Raw genomic sequence first — 15,195 nt, 5'->3', positions numbered from 1 at the left:
GCGCTGACAAATCAAGACAATCAGGTCAAAGGCGCGCGGCGTCGGCGTGGTGTTTAAAGCCGCCGCCAGCGTGACGAACCATGCCGCAGCCGACGCGCGCGAGACGCGTCGCGGCTTCAGGAGGAGACGTCATGAAACAGACACGCGCAACAGACGAAGCGGCCGCGACCGGGCAACGCATAGTGGACTCGGCTGGATCACGCTCAAAACCGGCACGAAAAGCGGGGCACACGCGGATGTGGTGCGCGCCGATTGGCGTCGGCGTCGCGTTGTTGACCGCCGCCTTGTTGATGTCCGCCTGCGCCGATGCGAGTTCGAGCACGAGCGGGACGTCGGCCGCGCCGTCGAACTCCGCCAGCGCGCCGATGAGCGCGGCGAGCGCAACCAGCAGCACTATCACTGCAACACCGTCGCCAGACTCAGTCCCAGCCCTGAGCGCCGCCGACACCTCGCGCGGCGCCGTCGCCCAACCCGCCGCATCGACACGCCCGTCACTCGAACTCGCGAAAGCCCAACAACTCGCTACCGAACAGCGCATCGCGGCACGCCTGCCGTCGGCCAGCGGCATGACCGAAAAGCGCACCCGCCCGTTGAGCTTGCGCGATTCCGGCATCGACGGTTCGCTGATGTTCGCGCGCGACGTGGACTTTCGGGTCACCGGCGACATCGGCTTCATGATCCACGACATGGCCGCGACGCTGAGCCCCGCGCATGCCGGTCAGCCGATCGTATTCGACGACCCCACCAGCGTGACGATCAACGTGCACCGCGGCGACGTCACACTCGACAGCGCGAAGCTCACCGCGATTTTCGACCGCTACCTGTTCCAGTATCAGGGCTCACCGCTGCGCAATATGCGGGTGGTGCCGCAAGACGGCGGGAGCTTGCGCATTACCGGCGAGATGCATCGCGAAACGTGGGTGCCGATCGTGCTGAGCGGCGCCTTGTCGATGCGCAACGCCCGCGAACTCGTGTTCCGCGCGGATCATGTCGAAGTCGCCGGCGTCGGCGCCGACAAGCTGATGCAGGCCGCGCACGTCAAGATGGCCGATCTGCTGAAAGTCGACACGCCGATCGCGCGTCTGGACGGCGATGACGTGGTGATGCAGGTCGCCAAACTCACGCCGCCGCCCGCCTTGCGCATGACGATCACGCACATCGAGACGAGCGCGGCCGGCGTACGCTTCACGCTGGACGATCACACGGTGCCCAGAATCGACTGGCCCGCGACGATGCCCGCACGCGGCATGCTGGTGCAGGGCGGGGACGTGAAATTCATGCGCTCGATGCCGATGAATATCGACATGGCGATCACGCCGCTCGACGCCGGCGCGCCGTTCGTGCTGGACCTGTATCACTACCGCGACCAGATGGCGGCCGGCTATCTGACTTTCAATGAAGCGGGCGCACTGGACGTGCATCTGCCGTCCTATTCGACGCTCGCCAGCGCAAGTGCCAGCGCCAGTGGCGCCGCTGCGGCGAACGACGCGTCGCAGCAAACCGGCAGCGCCGGCGCACGCTTCAACGACAGCTTCATCCGCGCGCAGCAGGCTTCGCTCGCGCAGGCTCGGCTGGTGTGGCAACACGTGCCGCCGATCGCGAGGACCGCTTCGGTGGCGCGCGCGATTCCGGTCGGCACGCGCGCGGCATTCAGCGGCCAGAGCATGGCGACGCCGGGCTCGGCGTTCATCGACGAGCGTCATTCAGCGGCCGTCGCGCCGTTGATTCACGTCGAGAACGTCGACTTCTACGTCGCCGGGCGGATCGGTTTTCATGTGCGATCGCTCGACGCGCAAATGGTGCCGAAGCGACCGGGCCAACCCGTCGACCTCGACGATTCGGATCAGTACGACATTCATATCATCGGCGGCGAGGTGGTCGAGCCCTGGCCGGCCATGGCGGCGCTATTCAACGACTACCTGCTCGACTACGCGCCGCGCTCGCTGAACGATCTGCAGTTGAAACCCGTCGACGGCAAGCTGGAAGTCACCGGCGGCATCAAGTTGTGGAATCACTTTCCCGGCGTCTGGCTGCCGACCACGATGAGCGGCACGATCGTCGCGAAAGACGAGCGGCATCTCGTCTATGAACCGACCTCGGTGAAAGTGCTGGGCGTGCCGCAGGCGGGCTTGCTGCGCGCACTGGATATTCCGCTGGCATCGCTCACGCCGCTCACGCGCAAGGGCGTCGCGTTGCAGGGCAACGAACTGGTGTTCGATCAGTACACGGTGTTTCCGCCGCCGGTGCTGCAAGGCCGCCTCGCCAGCGCGACGGTAACGGACGAAGGTCTGGTGCTGAAATTCAAGCGCGACGGCGCGCTTGCCGCCGCGCGCCCGCCGGCGAATGCGGCCAGGAGTTTCGTCTGGATCGAATCCGGCGACGTGAAGATGTTCAATTCGCTGGTGACGAATACCAGAACCTTCATCAGCGACAGTTCGAACCCCGGCGTGATGAAGTTCGATCTGTACGGTTATCGCCGCGACGTGTCGAAGGGAACCGTGCGAATGGGCACCGACGGCGGTTTGGACGTCGACCTGGCCACCAGAAAGTAGCAAACGTCACGGCGCGTCACGGCATGCCGTGACGCCAAACCGGTCAAGCGTCTTTATGGATGATCCATTCATGCGCCGGATCGTTGCGGAAATGCCAGACCCGTTGCCCGCCGGCCATCACGTTCAGGTAGTACGAGTCGTAACCATAAGGCACGATCACCGGATGGTAGCCGCGCGGCACCATCACCACGTCGTGATTCTCCACGGCCATCGATTCGTCGATATCGCGCATGTCGGTGTACACGCGCTGAAACGCGAAGCCTTGCGGCGGGTTCAACCGATGGTAGTAAGTCTCTTCCAGCGAACTCTCGTGCGGCACGTTGTCGGTGTCGTGCTTATGCGGCGGATAGCTCGATGCGTGGCCGCCCGGCGTTCTGACTTCGACCACCAGTAACGACTCCGCCGGCTCGGTCTGCGGAAGAATATCGCACACATAACGCGTATTCAGGCCCTTGCCGCGCGTGGAGCGCTTCATCGAAGCCGGTTCGATCAGCCTTGCCGGAAACTCGCCTTTGGCCGGCGCGCTCGCCACACCGATCTCCGCCTCGCGATTGGCGCGCACCGTCGCGCGCACGCCCGGCGGCAAATACACTGCATATGGCGCGGCGTCTTCGAATACGTTGTCGCGCGAACCGAGCGCGGTCCACGTGGTGTCCGCGGTTTCGATATCCACCGCGCCGGTCAGCACGACGATACACACCTCGCGCGTCGCTTCGAACACATGCACGACCTCGTTCGCGCCCAACCGGTAAGCGGCGAATCCCACGTACCGCCAGCACGCCGACTCCGGCGTGACCCGCGCGATCGTCTGGCCGTCGCGCTGCGCCTTCACCAATAAACTCATGCTGCCTCCTGATCCGCGCGGCCCACACCGTCGAGCGGTGCATCCACCAACGCGCGCAACGTGCGATAACCCTTCTGCGCGTACTCGAACGACGGTGCGACCACCGGGTCCTGTTCCGCTTCGACCACCAGCCAGCCGCGATAACCGTGCCGCTTCAGGCGCTCGATGATGGCCGGAAAATTCACCGCGCCGTCGCCCGGCACGGTGAACGCGCCGGCAATCACCGCGTCGAGAAAACTCCAGTTGCGATTGCGTGCCAGCTTCATCACGGCGGGGCGTACGTCCTTGCAATGCACGTGGCACACGCGGCCGATATGTTTGTCGAGCACCGCCAGCGGATCGCCGCCGGCAAACGTAATGTGCCCGGCGTCGAACAGCAGGCCGACCGCGTCGCTCGTGCGTGCCATCAGCTGATCGACGTCGGCGGGCGTTTCGACGTACGCGCCCATGTGATGGTGATAAGCCAGCCGCACGCCACGGCTCAACGTATAGCGTGCGAATTCATCGACTCGCGCCGCGTACGCCGCCCACTGCGCGTCGCTGAAAAAACGCGGCCGTTGATACAGCGGCTGCGGCGCGCCCTGAATCGAATCGGCGACTTCGCCGTACACCATGGCCGTCGCGCCGTTTTGCGCGAGCAGGTCCAGATGCGGGCCGACCGAGGCGATTTCGTCTTCCACGCTGCCGCGCGCGAGGCGGCCGGAATACCAGCCGGACACCAGCGCGAGATCGTATTGCGCGAGCAGGGTTTTCAGCGCCTGCGGCTCGCGTGGAAACTTGTTGCCCAGTTCGAAGCCCTGATAGCCGATCTGGCGGCCTTCGGTCAGCGCCACGTCGAGCGGCGTTTCGCCGCCGAGCGAAGGCAGATCGTCGTTCATCCACGATAACGGGTTGATGCCGATACGTACGTCGAAAGCAGTCATGCGGACGTCCTCATTCGTTGTCGGGTTGGGCGGCGCGGTCATCGGCGTCGGCCGATTCGGCCCGCGCCGCGAGCTGCGCGTCGTATTTCGCGCGCGCGTCGCGCACGGCGGGGCGCGTCGACACTTCGGGCACGGCGACTTCCCACCACCAGCCGCCTTCGTCGGTGGTGCGGGCCGGGTCGGTGTCGATACTGATCACATAGGTGCGATCCGCGATGCGTGCGCGTTGCAGCGCGACTTCCAGTTCAGCGATATTCGCGACGTGCTCGGCTTGCGCGCCGAGGGCTCGCGCATGCGCGGCGAAATCGATCTGCGGCGCGCCGAGCGGACCCTGCATGCAGTCCTCCAGCAGATTGTTGAACGGCGCACCGCCGCACGCCTGTTGCAGACGGTTGATGCAACCGTAGCCGCGATTGTCGAGCACCACGACGATCAGCTTGGCGCCGATCATCACCGAGGTCGCGATCTCGCTGTTCATCATCAGATAGCTGCCGTCACCAACCATCACGATCACTTCGCGCGCGGGCCGTGCGAGCTTCGCACCGAGGCCGCCGGCAATCTCGTAGCCCATGCACGAATAGCCATATTCGACGTGATACGCGCCCGGTTTGCCGGCACGCCACAGCTTGTGCAACTCAGCGGGCAGGGTGCCCGCCGCGCACACGACGATATCGTTCGCGGCCGACCCCGGGCTCGAACGCTGGATCGCGCCGATCACATCGCCTTCGTATGGCAGCACGCTGTCGCGTTGCGGTGCATGCGTGAGCGTGCTCACCGTGTCGCGCCAGCTCGCCGCGAGTTTGTGCGCGCGCGCGGTCCAGGGGCGGTCCGCGTGCCAGCCTTGCAGCGGCTCGGCGAGCGCGTCGAGTGCGAGACGCGCGTCGGCTTCCACGACGAGGGCGCGATGCTTGAGGCCGTCGAACGCGTTGGCGTTGATCGCGACCACCTCCGCCTGGGTGAACAACGTGTTCGAACCGGTGGTGAAGTCCTGCAGGCGCGTGCCGATGGCGAGCACGCAATCGGCATCGTGCGCGAGCGCGTTGGCGGCGGGCGAACCCGTCACGCCCAGCGCGCCCGCGTTCAACGGATCGTTCCACGCCAGCGAGCCTTTGCCGGCCTGCGTTTCCGCGACCGGAATGCCGTGCGTGGTGGCGAAGCGGTGCAGCGCATCGGTGGCGTGGCCGTACAGCACACCGCCTCCCGCGACGATCAGCGGCCGTTTGGCGCGGCGTAAATGCGCGACGGCGGCGTCGATCTCGTCGATACGCGCTGCAGGCGCATGAAACCGGACGACGCGCGGCTCGAAAAATTCCGCCGGGAAATCCCACGCCTGCGCCTGGACGTCTTGCGGCAAGGCGAGCGTGACGGGCCCGCACAACGCCGCGTCGGTCAATACGCGCACGGCGCGCGGCAACGCATTGAGCAATTGCGCCGGATGCACGATCCGGTCGAAGTAGCGCGATACCGGTTTGAGCGCGTCGTTGGCGGAGACGCCGCCGTCGTGAAAGTCTTCCACCTGTTGCAGCACCGGATCCGGCGCGCGCGACACGAAGACGTCGCCGGGCAGCAACAGCACCGGCAGACGGTTCACGTGCGCGAGCGCCGCCGCCGTCACGAGGTTGGTGGCGCCGGGTCCGATCGAGGTCGTCACGGCCATCATGCGGCGGCGGAAATGCGCCTTCGCGAAAGCAATCGCGCTATGCGCCATGGCCTGTTCGTTATGGGCGCGCAGCGTCGGCAATTCCTCGCGATGCTGGTACAGCGCCTCGCCGATCCCCGCCACGTTGCCATGCCCGAAGATCGCGAAGACGCCGCCGAATAGCGTCTCGGTGCTTTTGCCGTCTTCAGTGACAACGCGTTGCGCGGCGAGATAGCGCACCAGCGCCTGCGCGGTCGTCAGGCGGATCGTGCCGGACACGGCGGGGCGTGCCTGGGTGGCGTCGTTGGCGGACGCCGTGTCGTGATGCATGATGCGCTGGTTCATGCGGCCTGCTCCTGATGAACGCGGCGCGACGCGCCGTGCTGCGAGGCGTTCGCGCCACGCGTCGCGCGCCATGACGCGATCAGCGTTTCGAACGTGCGGCGCACCCGGGCGATCAGTTCGTCGTCGCCGATTTCATTGGCGAGCCACGCATGGCTCGGTTCGTGAAAGATCGTGCGGCCGACCGTAAAACCGCGGCACGTTGCCGATTGCGCGGCGGCGCGAAACCCCTCGTTCAACTGCTCGACACCCGCCGACAAACCGAGCAGCACCACGCCGCGGCAATACGGATCGCGTTCGGCGATCAATGCGTCGACGGCCTGCCATTGCGCGGCGTCCATCGGTTCGAGTTTCCACCACTCCGGATAGATGCCGATGTTGTACAGCCGCTTCAACGCGCGATACACGATATCCGGCCCTTGCGGCAGCGACGCGTGCTTCGGCGGAATCACTTCGAGCAGCAGTTCGTGGCCGCTTGCCTGAGTCGCGTCGTATAGCGCACGCAACTGCGCTTCCTGTTCGAGACGTTGTTCGATGGGCTCGTCCGGATGGAACTGCACGAGGCACTTGGCGATATGGTCTCGCGGCCACGCAATCAGCGAGGTGCCGATCGAGCGGCCGTGGTCGAACACCAGCGGCACCGAGCCGGGCAGTTCGACCGGGCGGCCGATCCACCAGCCGCGTCCGGTCGCCGCGTTCAGCGCGTCCTGGCCGTAACGGTCGTCGATCAATACGCCAATGCGGTCCTGCAAGCCCAACGCGCTTTCCGTCTGCGCGACGGCTTCGACGAACAGGCCTTTCAGCCGTGCAATGCGCGCTTCATCCGCCCCGGTCTGCTGCGCGAGTTCGAAGAACTGGTTGCGGTGATCGAAGGCGAAGCCGAGTACTTCGTCCCATTGTTTGCGGGCCGGTGAGACGCGATGCAAGCGGGCCAGCGTCGCGTCGCGATCCGGACGGCGCATGCGCTGCGGGTCCAGCTTCGCTTCGCGCAGGAAGTAGTCGAGCTCGGCCGGCGTCGGCATGGCCGGTGCGCAACCGTGTCGCGACACCACCAGCGCGCCGCTCGCGTTGGCGGCGCGCGCGCAGGCTTCGAGCGGTTGATCGCGCAACCATCCGGAAAGAAAGCCGGAGGCGAACGCGTCACCCGCACCGAGCACGTTCAGCACCTCGACTTCCACGCCGCCGTGAATCGGCGCGTCGTCGAGCGAGGCGGGCACCGCGCCGTCGATGATCTGGCAGCCTAGCGGTCCGCGCTTGAGCACCAGCGTGGCGGGCGTCACGGCACGCACCATGGCGAGTGCATCGACCAGTTCGGTCTTGCCGCCGGCAATGCGGAATTCCTCCTCGGTACCGATCACCAGATCGAACAGCGGCAGAATCCGCTGCAAATGCGCGGTGACGCCTTCGCTCGCGACGAAGCGGGTTTCACCGTCCGCTTTGCCCGTGAGGCCCCACAACACCGGACGATAATCGATATCGAGCACGGTACGCACCTGATTGCGGCGCGCGTAATCCAGCGCGCGACGGCTCGTGCGGTTCACCTGTTCGGTGGAGAAGTGCGTGCCGGTAATCAGCAGCGCTTTCGACGACGCGATAAAGGCTTCGTCGAAATCCGCTTCGTCGACCGCCATGTCGGCGCAGTTCTCGCGGTAGAAGATCAGCGGGAACGTGTCGCGGTCTTTCAGGCCGAGCAGCACGAGCGCGGTCAGGCGTTCCTGATCGATGCGTACCCGGCTGACGTCGCAACCTTCGCGAGTGAGCGTCTCGGTGAGAAAACGGCCCATATGATCGTTGCCGACGCGCGCCAGCATGGCGGAGGCGAGACCGAGCCGCGCGCAGCCGAACGCGATATTCGCCGACGAGCCGCCGAGATACTTCGCGAAGCTCGACACGTCTTCGAGCCGCGCGCCGACCTGCTGCGCGTACAGATCGACGGCGAGCCGGCCGAGGCAGACGATGTCGCGCGTGCGGCCCGGCGCGAAGCGGCCGCTGGTCGAACCCGAACCCGACGCGGGGCCGGACGGGTGAGCGCTGGATGTGCTGGAGTGAGCCATGAATAATCCTGAGTAGCTGAGCGTGGGATTCGGCGTCTTGGCACCGGGCCCACGCGAATAGATCAGATCCAATCAGATCGTCGCGCCTTCGAGTTCGCCCATCATCTTCTGCATCTCGGCGCCGCCGGCCATCATGTCGAGCACTTCGTCCTTGCTGATGGTGTCTTTCGTAAACGTGCCGAGCGATTTGCCGCGATTGAGCAGCGTGAACGAATCGCCGATCGGATACGCGTGATGAACGTTGTGCGTGATGAAGATCACCGAAATGCCCTTGGCGCGCGCCTTGTGAATCAGTTTCAGCACATTGAAGCTCTGCTTCACGCCGAGCGCGGCGGTCGGTTCGTCGAGAATCAGCACGCGCGCACCAAAGTGAATGGCTCGCGCGATCGCCAGACATTGCTTCTCGCCGCCGGACATCGTGCCGATCGGCTGATGCGGATCGCGCACGTTGATGCCCATTTCCGCGAGCTTGTCGCGTGCGGCGGTGGCGCAGTGTTCGAGGTCCATCACGTTGATGAAGCCCAGCAGTTTTTTCTGCGGCTCGCGTCCCATGAAGAAATTGCGCGCCACTGAAAGCAACGGCACCAGCGCCAGATCCTGATAGACGGTGGCGATACCGAGATCGAGCGCGTCTTTCGGCGAGTTGAAGCGCACCGGTTTGCCGTCGACGAGATACGTTCCCTCGCTCGGCTGATGCACGCCGGCGAGCGTCTTGATCAGCGTGGATTTGCCCGCGCCGTTGTCGCCGAGCAGGCAATGCACTTCGCCGCGCCGCAGCTTGATGTTGATGTCCTTCAACGCAATGATGTTGCCGAAATAGCGGCTGACATTTTCCAGCGACAGGATGTAGTCGCCGTCGGTCTGTTCGGGTGTGCTCATCGTGAGCTCCGTGCCTGAGCGAAATTAGCGAGGTTTAGCGGGACGCCGCGACGCGGCTACGCACGTAGTGGTTGAACAGCACGGCGAACAGCAGCATCACGCCGAGGAACACGCGGAACCAGTCCGAGTCGACGTTCGTGTAGGTAATGCCGATCTGCACGACGCCGAAGATCAGCGCGCCGAAGCAGGCGCCGATCACCGAGCCGTAGCCGCCGGTGAGCAGCGTGCCGCCGATCACCGCGGCGATGATCGCTTCGAATTCGGCCTGCAAACCACGGTCGGCCGCGGCCGAGCCGATGTCGCACACCTGCAGCACCGCATACAGGCACGAGCAGAACGCGGTCAGCACGAACAGCGAGATCTTCACGCGCCGTACCGGCACGCCGACGTTTTTGGCCGCGTTGGCGTCGCCGCCGACGGCAAAGATCCAGTTGCCGAAGCGTGTGCGCGCCAGCACGAACGCGCAGACGATCGCCAGGCCGAGCCACCACAGCAGTACCTTGGGAATGCCCGGCACGAGCGGCACGCCGTTGTCGAGCATCTTGACGAGACCGAGGTGGCCGAGCCAGACGAACAGGCCTTTGAACGCGACACCCTGAAACAGCGTGTGGGCCAGCCAGTCCTGGCGTGCGACATCGCCGACACCGGAGATGATCGTGCGATCCGCGAACATCACGGATAAGGCCAGCGTCAGGCCGCGCAGAATGAACAGGAAGGCGAGCGTGACGATGAACGACGGCAGCCGCGTGCGCATCACCAGATAGCCGTTGAGCGCGCCGAGCAGCATCGAGCCGGCGAACGCGAAAATGATCGCGAGCCAGATCGGCCAGTGGAAATACATGGTGGGCAGCGCGACCATCATGCCGGCAAAGCCGATCATCGAGCCGATCGACAGATCGAATTCACCCGCAATCATCAGCACGCAGGCGCCGACCGCGATCAGGCCCAGATAGGCCGCGACTTGCGACCAGTTCATCACGCCGTCGAGATTGAACATCCCCGAGTTGCCGGCCGCTACGCCGAACACGATAAACACCATGGCGGTGCCGGCGAGCGCGGCGAATTCCGGGCGATTCAGCAGGTGTTTGAACCACGACTCCCGGCGCACGCGTTCATCGGCGCTGGCGGCCGTCGTGGTGCTGGCCTGGCCGGTCGGGTCTTGCGGGTCGCCCGGCGGCTGCTTGCGGGGATGGGGATGAAAAATGTTGGCGACACCCATTTGAAGCTCTCCTTGATACGCCGGCGGGCGACTGATGGTCGGCAACCCGTGCGGCGTTTGAAGCAAAGTAAATGCGGCGAATAAGGGCGGCAGTTCGCGTCTGTCTGTGCGGCATGCCGGTGCAGCGCGACGAGGCTGCACGTCAAACACAACGGGCGGGCGAGTGCCGGCCGGCCCGAATCGATCCGGCCGGCATTCGCTGGTCTGTTGTTGGCCGCGAGCGGGGCGATCGGCGTGATCGTGATGCTCGCGGCGGGTTCAGGTCAGGCGTGACTTAGCTGCCTGATTAGCGGTATTGCCCCGCGTACTTCAGCACCTTGTCGACGTTGGCCTTGGTGATGAAGCCCGGGCCCGAGCCGATATTGCGTGGCCCATACGAGGGTGCGAGCCCGTAAGTAGCCAGCCGTTCCTTGAACTTCGGATTGGCCTGCAGGATCTGGCGGATCTTCGCCGGGTCGGTGGTGTGTTCCTTCTTCACGATAGCCAGCACGGCGACCGGGATATAGCCCTGCAAGTACGGCTGCTGATCGATCGCGAACTGGATCGTGCCGTCCTGGATCGCCTTCGCGATGTCGCTGTCGAAGTCGAAGGTGGCGAACCAGACCTTACCGGCGAGGCCCATCTGCTGCAGCGCCTTGATGGTCGGATCGGCCGAGAGCGGACCGAGCGCGAGCACCGCCTGCGTGTCCGGATGATTACGCAGATACGCGCTCACCTTGGACTGCACGCCGGTCGGGTCCTGACCCGCGTCGAGCGTGGAGGTTTTGAAGTCGACGCCGAGTGCATCGGCGAAACCACGGCAGCGTTCGAACGAAGCCGGATTGGTCGCGTAGTGGTTCACGCACAGGAACGACTTGATGCCTGCGGCCTTCGCTTTCTGGCCGGCCGCCTTGCCGGCCGCGTATTCGGGTTGGCCGACGTGCATGATCGCGCCGAGCTGCGCGCTTTGCTCTTCGGTGCCGGAGTTGATCGTGACGAGCGGAATGTGTTTCTGCGTGACCTTGGCGATCGAACTCTTCAGCACGTCGAAGTCGGCGATCGAGACGATCACGCCGTCGTAGTTGCGCGCTGCGGCCTGTTCGACCAGCCGTGCCATGTCGGCGATATCGCCGTTCGGCGGATTGCGGTAATCGGTCTCGACGTTGAAGTCCTCGTCGGCCTGTTTGATCGCGTTCTTGATGGTGTTCCACCACGAATCCGAATCCGGCGCGTGGCTGATCAGCACGAAATGGGCGTCAGCCGCGCGGGCGGCCGAGGCCGCGCCGAATCCCGTCGCCAACGTCAATGCCGTCACCAGAATCCTGAGCGCACCCTTGCCCTTGCAAAGTCTCATTGTCTCCACCTTTCTCGGTCTGTCGTTATTGAAGGGAGCGTCTGGCGGGCGGCTTTCCGTTCACAGTCAGCACAGTGCGGTTCAGCTCGACGCCATCGCTCACGGCCAAGATTAGGCCATCTTTCCGAGCGTTGCAATGAAAATTTCATGACAAATAAAAATAGAAAATACGTTCCATTTGACGGGGCCGCTGCCTATAATCGGCAGCGTCAGGACGCCGTGTGGCGGGCTTTACCGGCCGATACCGCACTGCAATAAAGCACCCGAGAGAGAGCCATGGCGGAAGAGAGCACCGAAGAATTGCCGAGCGTCGAGGAATTGATGCAGCGCATCGCGGAAAACTACGAGGCGCTGCCGCGTCAGTTGAAGAATGTCGCGACTTATATCGAGCAGCACCGCGCCAGCGTGATGGTGGATCGCACCAGCGACATCGCCGCGAGTTGCGGCGTGCATCCATCGGCGGTGGTGCGGTTTGCGCAGCGCTTCGGGTTTTCCGGTTTCTCGGATCTGCAGGCGGTGTTCCGTCAGGCTTACACGGGGCAGGGCAGTTCGTCGCCGAGTTATCAGCAGCGCATTCGCAAGCTGATCGACGAGAAGCCGGGTGCGTTGTCGGGCGGCTCGGTGGCGCGGGAATTCATTGCGGCGTCGCGCGGCGGGCTCGAGGAACTCGAAGCCGGCCTCGACGACGCGCAGTTCGACGCCGCCGTGAAGATGCTGCAACAGGCCGACAACATTTACGTGATCGGCGTGCGGCGTTCGTTTCCGGTGGCGAGCTACATCGTCTACGCGTTGCAGCACACGCCCAAGCGCGTGCATCTGGTGTCCGGTTTCGGCGGCATGTACCGCGAACAGATTCGCAGCGTGAAGAAGGGCGACGTGGTGATCGCGATCAGCTTCGCGCCGTACGGCAAGGAAACGCAGTATTGCTTGCGCGTGGCGCATCACCATCAGGCGAAAACGCTGGTGATTACGGACAGCCAGTTGTCGCCGCTGTCCCGCTATGCGACGACCCAACTGTATGTGAAAGAGGGCAGCGCGTTCGCGTTTCGCTCGCTGACCAGCACGATCTGTTTGTGCCAGGCGTTGTTTATCGCGCTCGCGTACAAGCTCGAATTGAACGTTGAAGAATCCAAAGACACTGGAGGATACGATGACTGATGTGGCAAAGACGATCGATGTCGCGGTATTCGGCGCGGGACGCATCGGCAGGATTCATGCGGCCAATCTTGCGCGCCAGCCGGGCGTGCGGCTCAAATACGTGGTCGATGTGAATCGCGAGGCCGCCGCGGCGCTCGCCGCCGAGCACGGTGCGCAGGTGGCGGATATCGATGGCGCGATGGGCGACGCGTCGATCGGCGCGACCGTGATCTGTTCGAGCACGGATACGCATGCGGATCTGATTCTGAAATCCGCCGCGCAGAAGAAGCACGTGTTTTGCGAGAAGCCGGTCGATCTCACGCTGGAGCGCGCGCGGGCTTGCGCCGACGCGGTGGCGCGCGCGGGCGTGGTGTGCATGATCGGCTTTCAGCGCCGCTTCGACCCGACGTTTTCCGCATTGAAGGCGCGTATCGACGCGGGCGAGATCGGCACGCCGGAGATGCTGGTGGTGACGAGCCGGGACCCGGGTGCGCCGCCGGTCGATTACATCCGGCACTCGGGTGGCATCTTCAAGGACATGCTGATTCACGACTTCGACGTCTTCCGCTGGATTCTCGACGACGAAGCCGACACGCTGCACGCCACCGGCAGTTGCCTGACCGATCCGGCGATCGCCGAAGCGGGCGATATCGATTCGACGGCGGTGACGATCCGGACGAAGCGCGGCCGCCTGTGCCAGATCAATACCGCGCGACGTGCCGCGTATGGCTACGACCAGCGTTTCGAAGTGCTCGGCAGCACCGGCATGTTGCAGGCAGGCAATGTGCGGCCGACGGAAGTCACGGCGTATTCGAAAACCGAGGTGTCGAGCGACGTGCCCGAAGCGTTTTTCCTCGAACGTTACCGCGCGGCGTACGCGCTTGAAATCGCGCATTTCTTCGATGCGGTGACGCGCGGCAAGCCGGTACGCACGACGGTTGCCGATGGCCTGAAAGCGCTCGAACTCGCCGACGCCGCCACGCGTTCGTGGCGCGAGGGCCGTGCGGTCAAACTCGGCGAGGCGTCGTGATGAGCGCGGACACGGGGCGGCTTCGATTGGGCGTGGTGGGGTTGGGGCGGCTGGGCAAGCGCCACGCGGAGAATCTTGCGTACCGGGTGCCGGGGGCGTCTTTAGTGGCGGCCTGCAGTCCGGTGGACGAGGAGCGCGCATGGGCCCGCGAGGCGCTGCCGGAACCGCGTCTATACAGCGATTACGCCGAATTGCTGGCGGATCGCGAGGTGGATGCGGTGTGGCTGGTGACGCCGTCGTCGTTGCACGCGCAACAGATTATCGACGCGTTGCAGGCCGGCAAGCATGTGTTTTGCGAGAAGCCGTTGTCGCTGGATCTGGCGGAATGCGAGCGGGTGCTGGCCGAGGCGGCGCGCTATCCGCATTTGCAGGCGACCATTGGGTTCATGCGGCGTTTCGATCCGAGCTATCGGGATGCGTTCGACAAGATTGCCGCCGGCGCGATTGGCCGGCCGTTTCTGGTGCGCTCGCAAACCACGGATCAGAACGATACCGATGGTTTCTTCGTGCGGTTCGCGGCGACGTCGGGCGGGATTTTTCTCGATTGCACGGTGCACGATATCGATGTCGCGCGTTGGTTGTTAGGGAAGCCGCGTGCCACGCGGGTGTTCGCTGCGGGGGCGGTGGCGTTGCACGAGGGGTTGCGGGAGTTTGGCGACGTTGATAACGGCGTGGCGATCTGTGAGTTTGAGGGTGGCAAGCTTGCGGTGTTTTATGCGTCGCGGACGCAGGCGCATGGCAACGATAGCCATAGTGAAGTGATTGGCACGGCCGGCGCGTTGACGATTGGGCGCAATCCCGCGGTGAATCGGGTTGAGATTTATGATCGATCCGGAATTCGGAATGAGTGCACGCCGACGTTTTTTGATCGGTTCGAGGAGGCGTTTCTGGTTGAGGCGAGGGAGTTTGTTGCGGCTGTGCGGGGTGGGGGGGCTTGTGGGGCTTCGCTTGCTGATGCGGTTGAGGCTACGCGGATTGGGAGTGCGCTTAGGGAGTCGCTCCTGAGTGGGCGGGCTGTGGTTTTGTAGGTTTTTGGTTTTGCCTGGACGGGGGCCTGGTTGTGCTGCTTGTGGTGTTGGCCTTTTCTTGCTGGGTTAGTGGTCTATTAGTGTTGCCCCTGTGCGGGGCGGCACTAACTTCTCTTTGCCGCGGTGTGTGTCAAGGTAGTTGTCGCCTGAACCGTTACGCGGCCTGCCTATACATTTCGGCTGAGGCCTGGGTTCGCTCCGGATTCAGATAGACC

At 64.3% G+C, this 15,195-nt stretch carries 12 protein-coding genes; 4 read left to right on the top strand and 8 right to left on the bottom strand.

Going from position 1 to position 15,195, the window contains the following annotated elements; all coding sequences use genetic code 11:
• Positions 1-25: 25 nt before the first annotated feature.
• The gene (locus tag BX591_RS37035) at positions 26-394 is read right to left on the bottom strand and encodes a hypothetical protein (RefSeq protein WP_244146861.1); all 369 of its coding nucleotides are present in this window, start codon (positions 392-394) and stop codon (positions 26-28) included.
• Between BX591_RS37035 and BX591_RS29505 the strand changes: the two genes are divergently transcribed.
• Positions 291-2,552, top strand: a complete 2,262-nt coding sequence (locus BX591_RS29505) for a hypothetical protein (protein WP_244146823.1) — start codon at positions 291-293, stop codon at positions 2,550-2,552. The genes BX591_RS37035 and BX591_RS29505 overlap by 104 nt on opposite strands.
• Positions 2,553-2,595: 43 nt before the next feature.
• On the opposite strand, the gene iolB is transcribed toward BX591_RS29505, so the two are convergent.
• The 7 genes from iolB to BX591_RS29470 form a co-directional block, all read right to left on the bottom strand.
• Entirely contained in the window at positions 2,596-3,396 is an 801-nt protein-coding gene (gene iolB / locus BX591_RS29500; RefSeq protein WP_111934850.1) for a 5-deoxy-glucuronate isomerase, read from the bottom strand.
• A complete protein-coding gene (iolE, locus tag BX591_RS29495; RefSeq protein WP_111934849.1) occupies positions 3,393-4,319 on the bottom strand; it encodes a myo-inosose-2 dehydratase in 927 nt (308 codons plus the stop codon). The genes iolB and iolE overlap by 4 nt, the downstream gene beginning before the upstream one ends.
• 10 nt (positions 4,320-4,329) lie before the next feature.
• Positions 4,330-6,303, bottom strand: a complete 1,974-nt coding sequence (iolD, locus tag BX591_RS29490; protein WP_111934905.1) for a 3D-(3,5/4)-trihydroxycyclohexane-1,2-dione acylhydrolase (decyclizing) — start codon at positions 6,301-6,303, stop codon at positions 4,330-4,332.
• Positions 6,300-8,354, bottom strand: coding sequence for a bifunctional 5-dehydro-2-deoxygluconokinase/5-dehydro-2-deoxyphosphogluconate aldolase (locus BX591_RS29485; protein WP_111934904.1), 2,055 nt, complete (start codon positions 8,352-8,354; stop codon positions 6,300-6,302). The genes iolD and BX591_RS29485 overlap by 4 nt, the downstream gene beginning before the upstream one ends.
• A 72-nt stretch (positions 8,355-8,426) precedes the next feature.
• Entirely contained in the window at positions 8,427-9,233 is an 807-nt protein-coding gene (locus tag BX591_RS29480) for an ATP-binding cassette domain-containing protein (RefSeq protein WP_111934848.1), read from the bottom strand.
• A 34-nt stretch (positions 9,234-9,267) separates the two neighbouring features.
• Positions 9,268-10,452, bottom strand: coding sequence for an ABC transporter permease (locus BX591_RS29475; protein WP_111934847.1), 1,185 nt, complete (start codon positions 10,450-10,452; stop codon positions 9,268-9,270).
• Between the two features lie 286 nt (positions 10,453-10,738).
• Positions 10,739-11,785: a sugar ABC transporter substrate-binding protein gene (locus BX591_RS29470; protein WP_105506662.1), complete on the bottom strand. Its 1,047-nt coding sequence runs from the start codon at positions 11,783-11,785 to the stop codon at positions 10,739-10,741.
• Between the two features lie 276 nt (positions 11,786-12,061).
• Between BX591_RS29470 and BX591_RS29465 the strand changes: the two genes are divergently transcribed.
• The 3 genes from BX591_RS29465 to BX591_RS29455 are packed head-to-tail and all read left to right on the top strand — an operon-like array spanning position 12,062 to position 14,980.
• Entirely contained in the window at positions 12,062-12,943 is an 882-nt protein-coding gene (locus tag BX591_RS29465; protein ID WP_111934846.1) for a MurR/RpiR family transcriptional regulator, read from the top strand.
• Positions 12,936-13,952 (top strand): inositol 2-dehydrogenase, encoded by a 1,017-nt coding sequence (iolG, locus tag BX591_RS29460; protein ID WP_111934845.1) that lies wholly within the window; start codon positions 12,936-12,938, stop codon positions 13,950-13,952. The genes BX591_RS29465 and iolG overlap by 8 nt, the downstream gene beginning before the upstream one ends.
• Positions 13,952-14,980 carry a Gfo/Idh/MocA family oxidoreductase gene (locus tag BX591_RS29455; protein ID WP_111934844.1) on the top strand — a complete coding sequence of 343 codons (1,029 nt, stop codon included), beginning with the start codon at positions 13,952-13,954 and terminating at the stop codon, positions 14,978-14,980. Before iolG ends, BX591_RS29455 begins: the two co-directional genes overlap by 1 nt.
• The last annotated feature ends 215 nt before the right edge of the window (positions 14,981-15,195 follow it).

The sequence above is a fragment of the Paraburkholderia bryophila genome, from assembly GCF_003269035.1.
Classification (GTDB): Bacteria; Pseudomonadota; Gammaproteobacteria; order Burkholderiales; family Burkholderiaceae; genus Paraburkholderia; species Paraburkholderia bryophila.
Note: the sequence above shows the minus strand (reverse complement) of the source record. Positions and strands in the feature narration are given on the sequence as shown.

Coding starts and splice junctions, on each gene's coding strand:
- BX591_RS29505 (WP_244146823.1), top strand. CDS start 291: ATGTCCGCCTGCGCCGATGCGAGTTCGAGCACGAGCGGGACGTCGGCC.
- iolB (WP_111934850.1), bottom strand. CDS start 3,396: ATGAGTTTATTGGTGAAGGCGCAGCGCGACGGCCAGACGATCGCGCGG.
- iolE (WP_111934849.1), bottom strand. CDS start 4,319: ATGACTGCTTTCGACGTACGTATCGGCATCAACCCGTTATCGTGGATG.
- iolD (WP_111934905.1), bottom strand. CDS start 6,303: ATGAACCAGCGCATCATGCATCACGACACGGCGTCCGCCAACGACGCC.
- BX591_RS29485 (WP_111934904.1), bottom strand. CDS start 8,354: ATGGCTCACTCCAGCACATCCAGCGCTCACCCGTCCGGCCCCGCGTCG.
- BX591_RS29480 (WP_111934848.1), bottom strand. CDS start 9,233: ATGAGCACACCCGAACAGACCGACGGCGACTACATCCTGTCGCTGGAA.
- BX591_RS29475 (WP_111934847.1), bottom strand. CDS start 10,452: ATGGGTGTCGCCAACATTTTTCATCCCCATCCCCGCAAGCAGCCGCCG.
- BX591_RS29470 (WP_105506662.1), bottom strand. CDS start 11,785: ATGAGACTTTGCAAGGGCAAGGGTGCGCTCAGGATTCTGGTGACGGCA.
- BX591_RS29465 (WP_111934846.1), top strand. CDS start 12,062: ATGGCGGAAGAGAGCACCGAAGAATTGCCGAGCGTCGAGGAATTGATG.
- iolG (WP_111934845.1), top strand. CDS start 12,936: ATGACTGATGTGGCAAAGACGATCGATGTCGCGGTATTCGGCGCGGGA.
- BX591_RS29455 (WP_111934844.1), top strand. CDS start 13,952: ATGAGCGCGGACACGGGGCGGCTTCGATTGGGCGTGGTGGGGTTGGGG.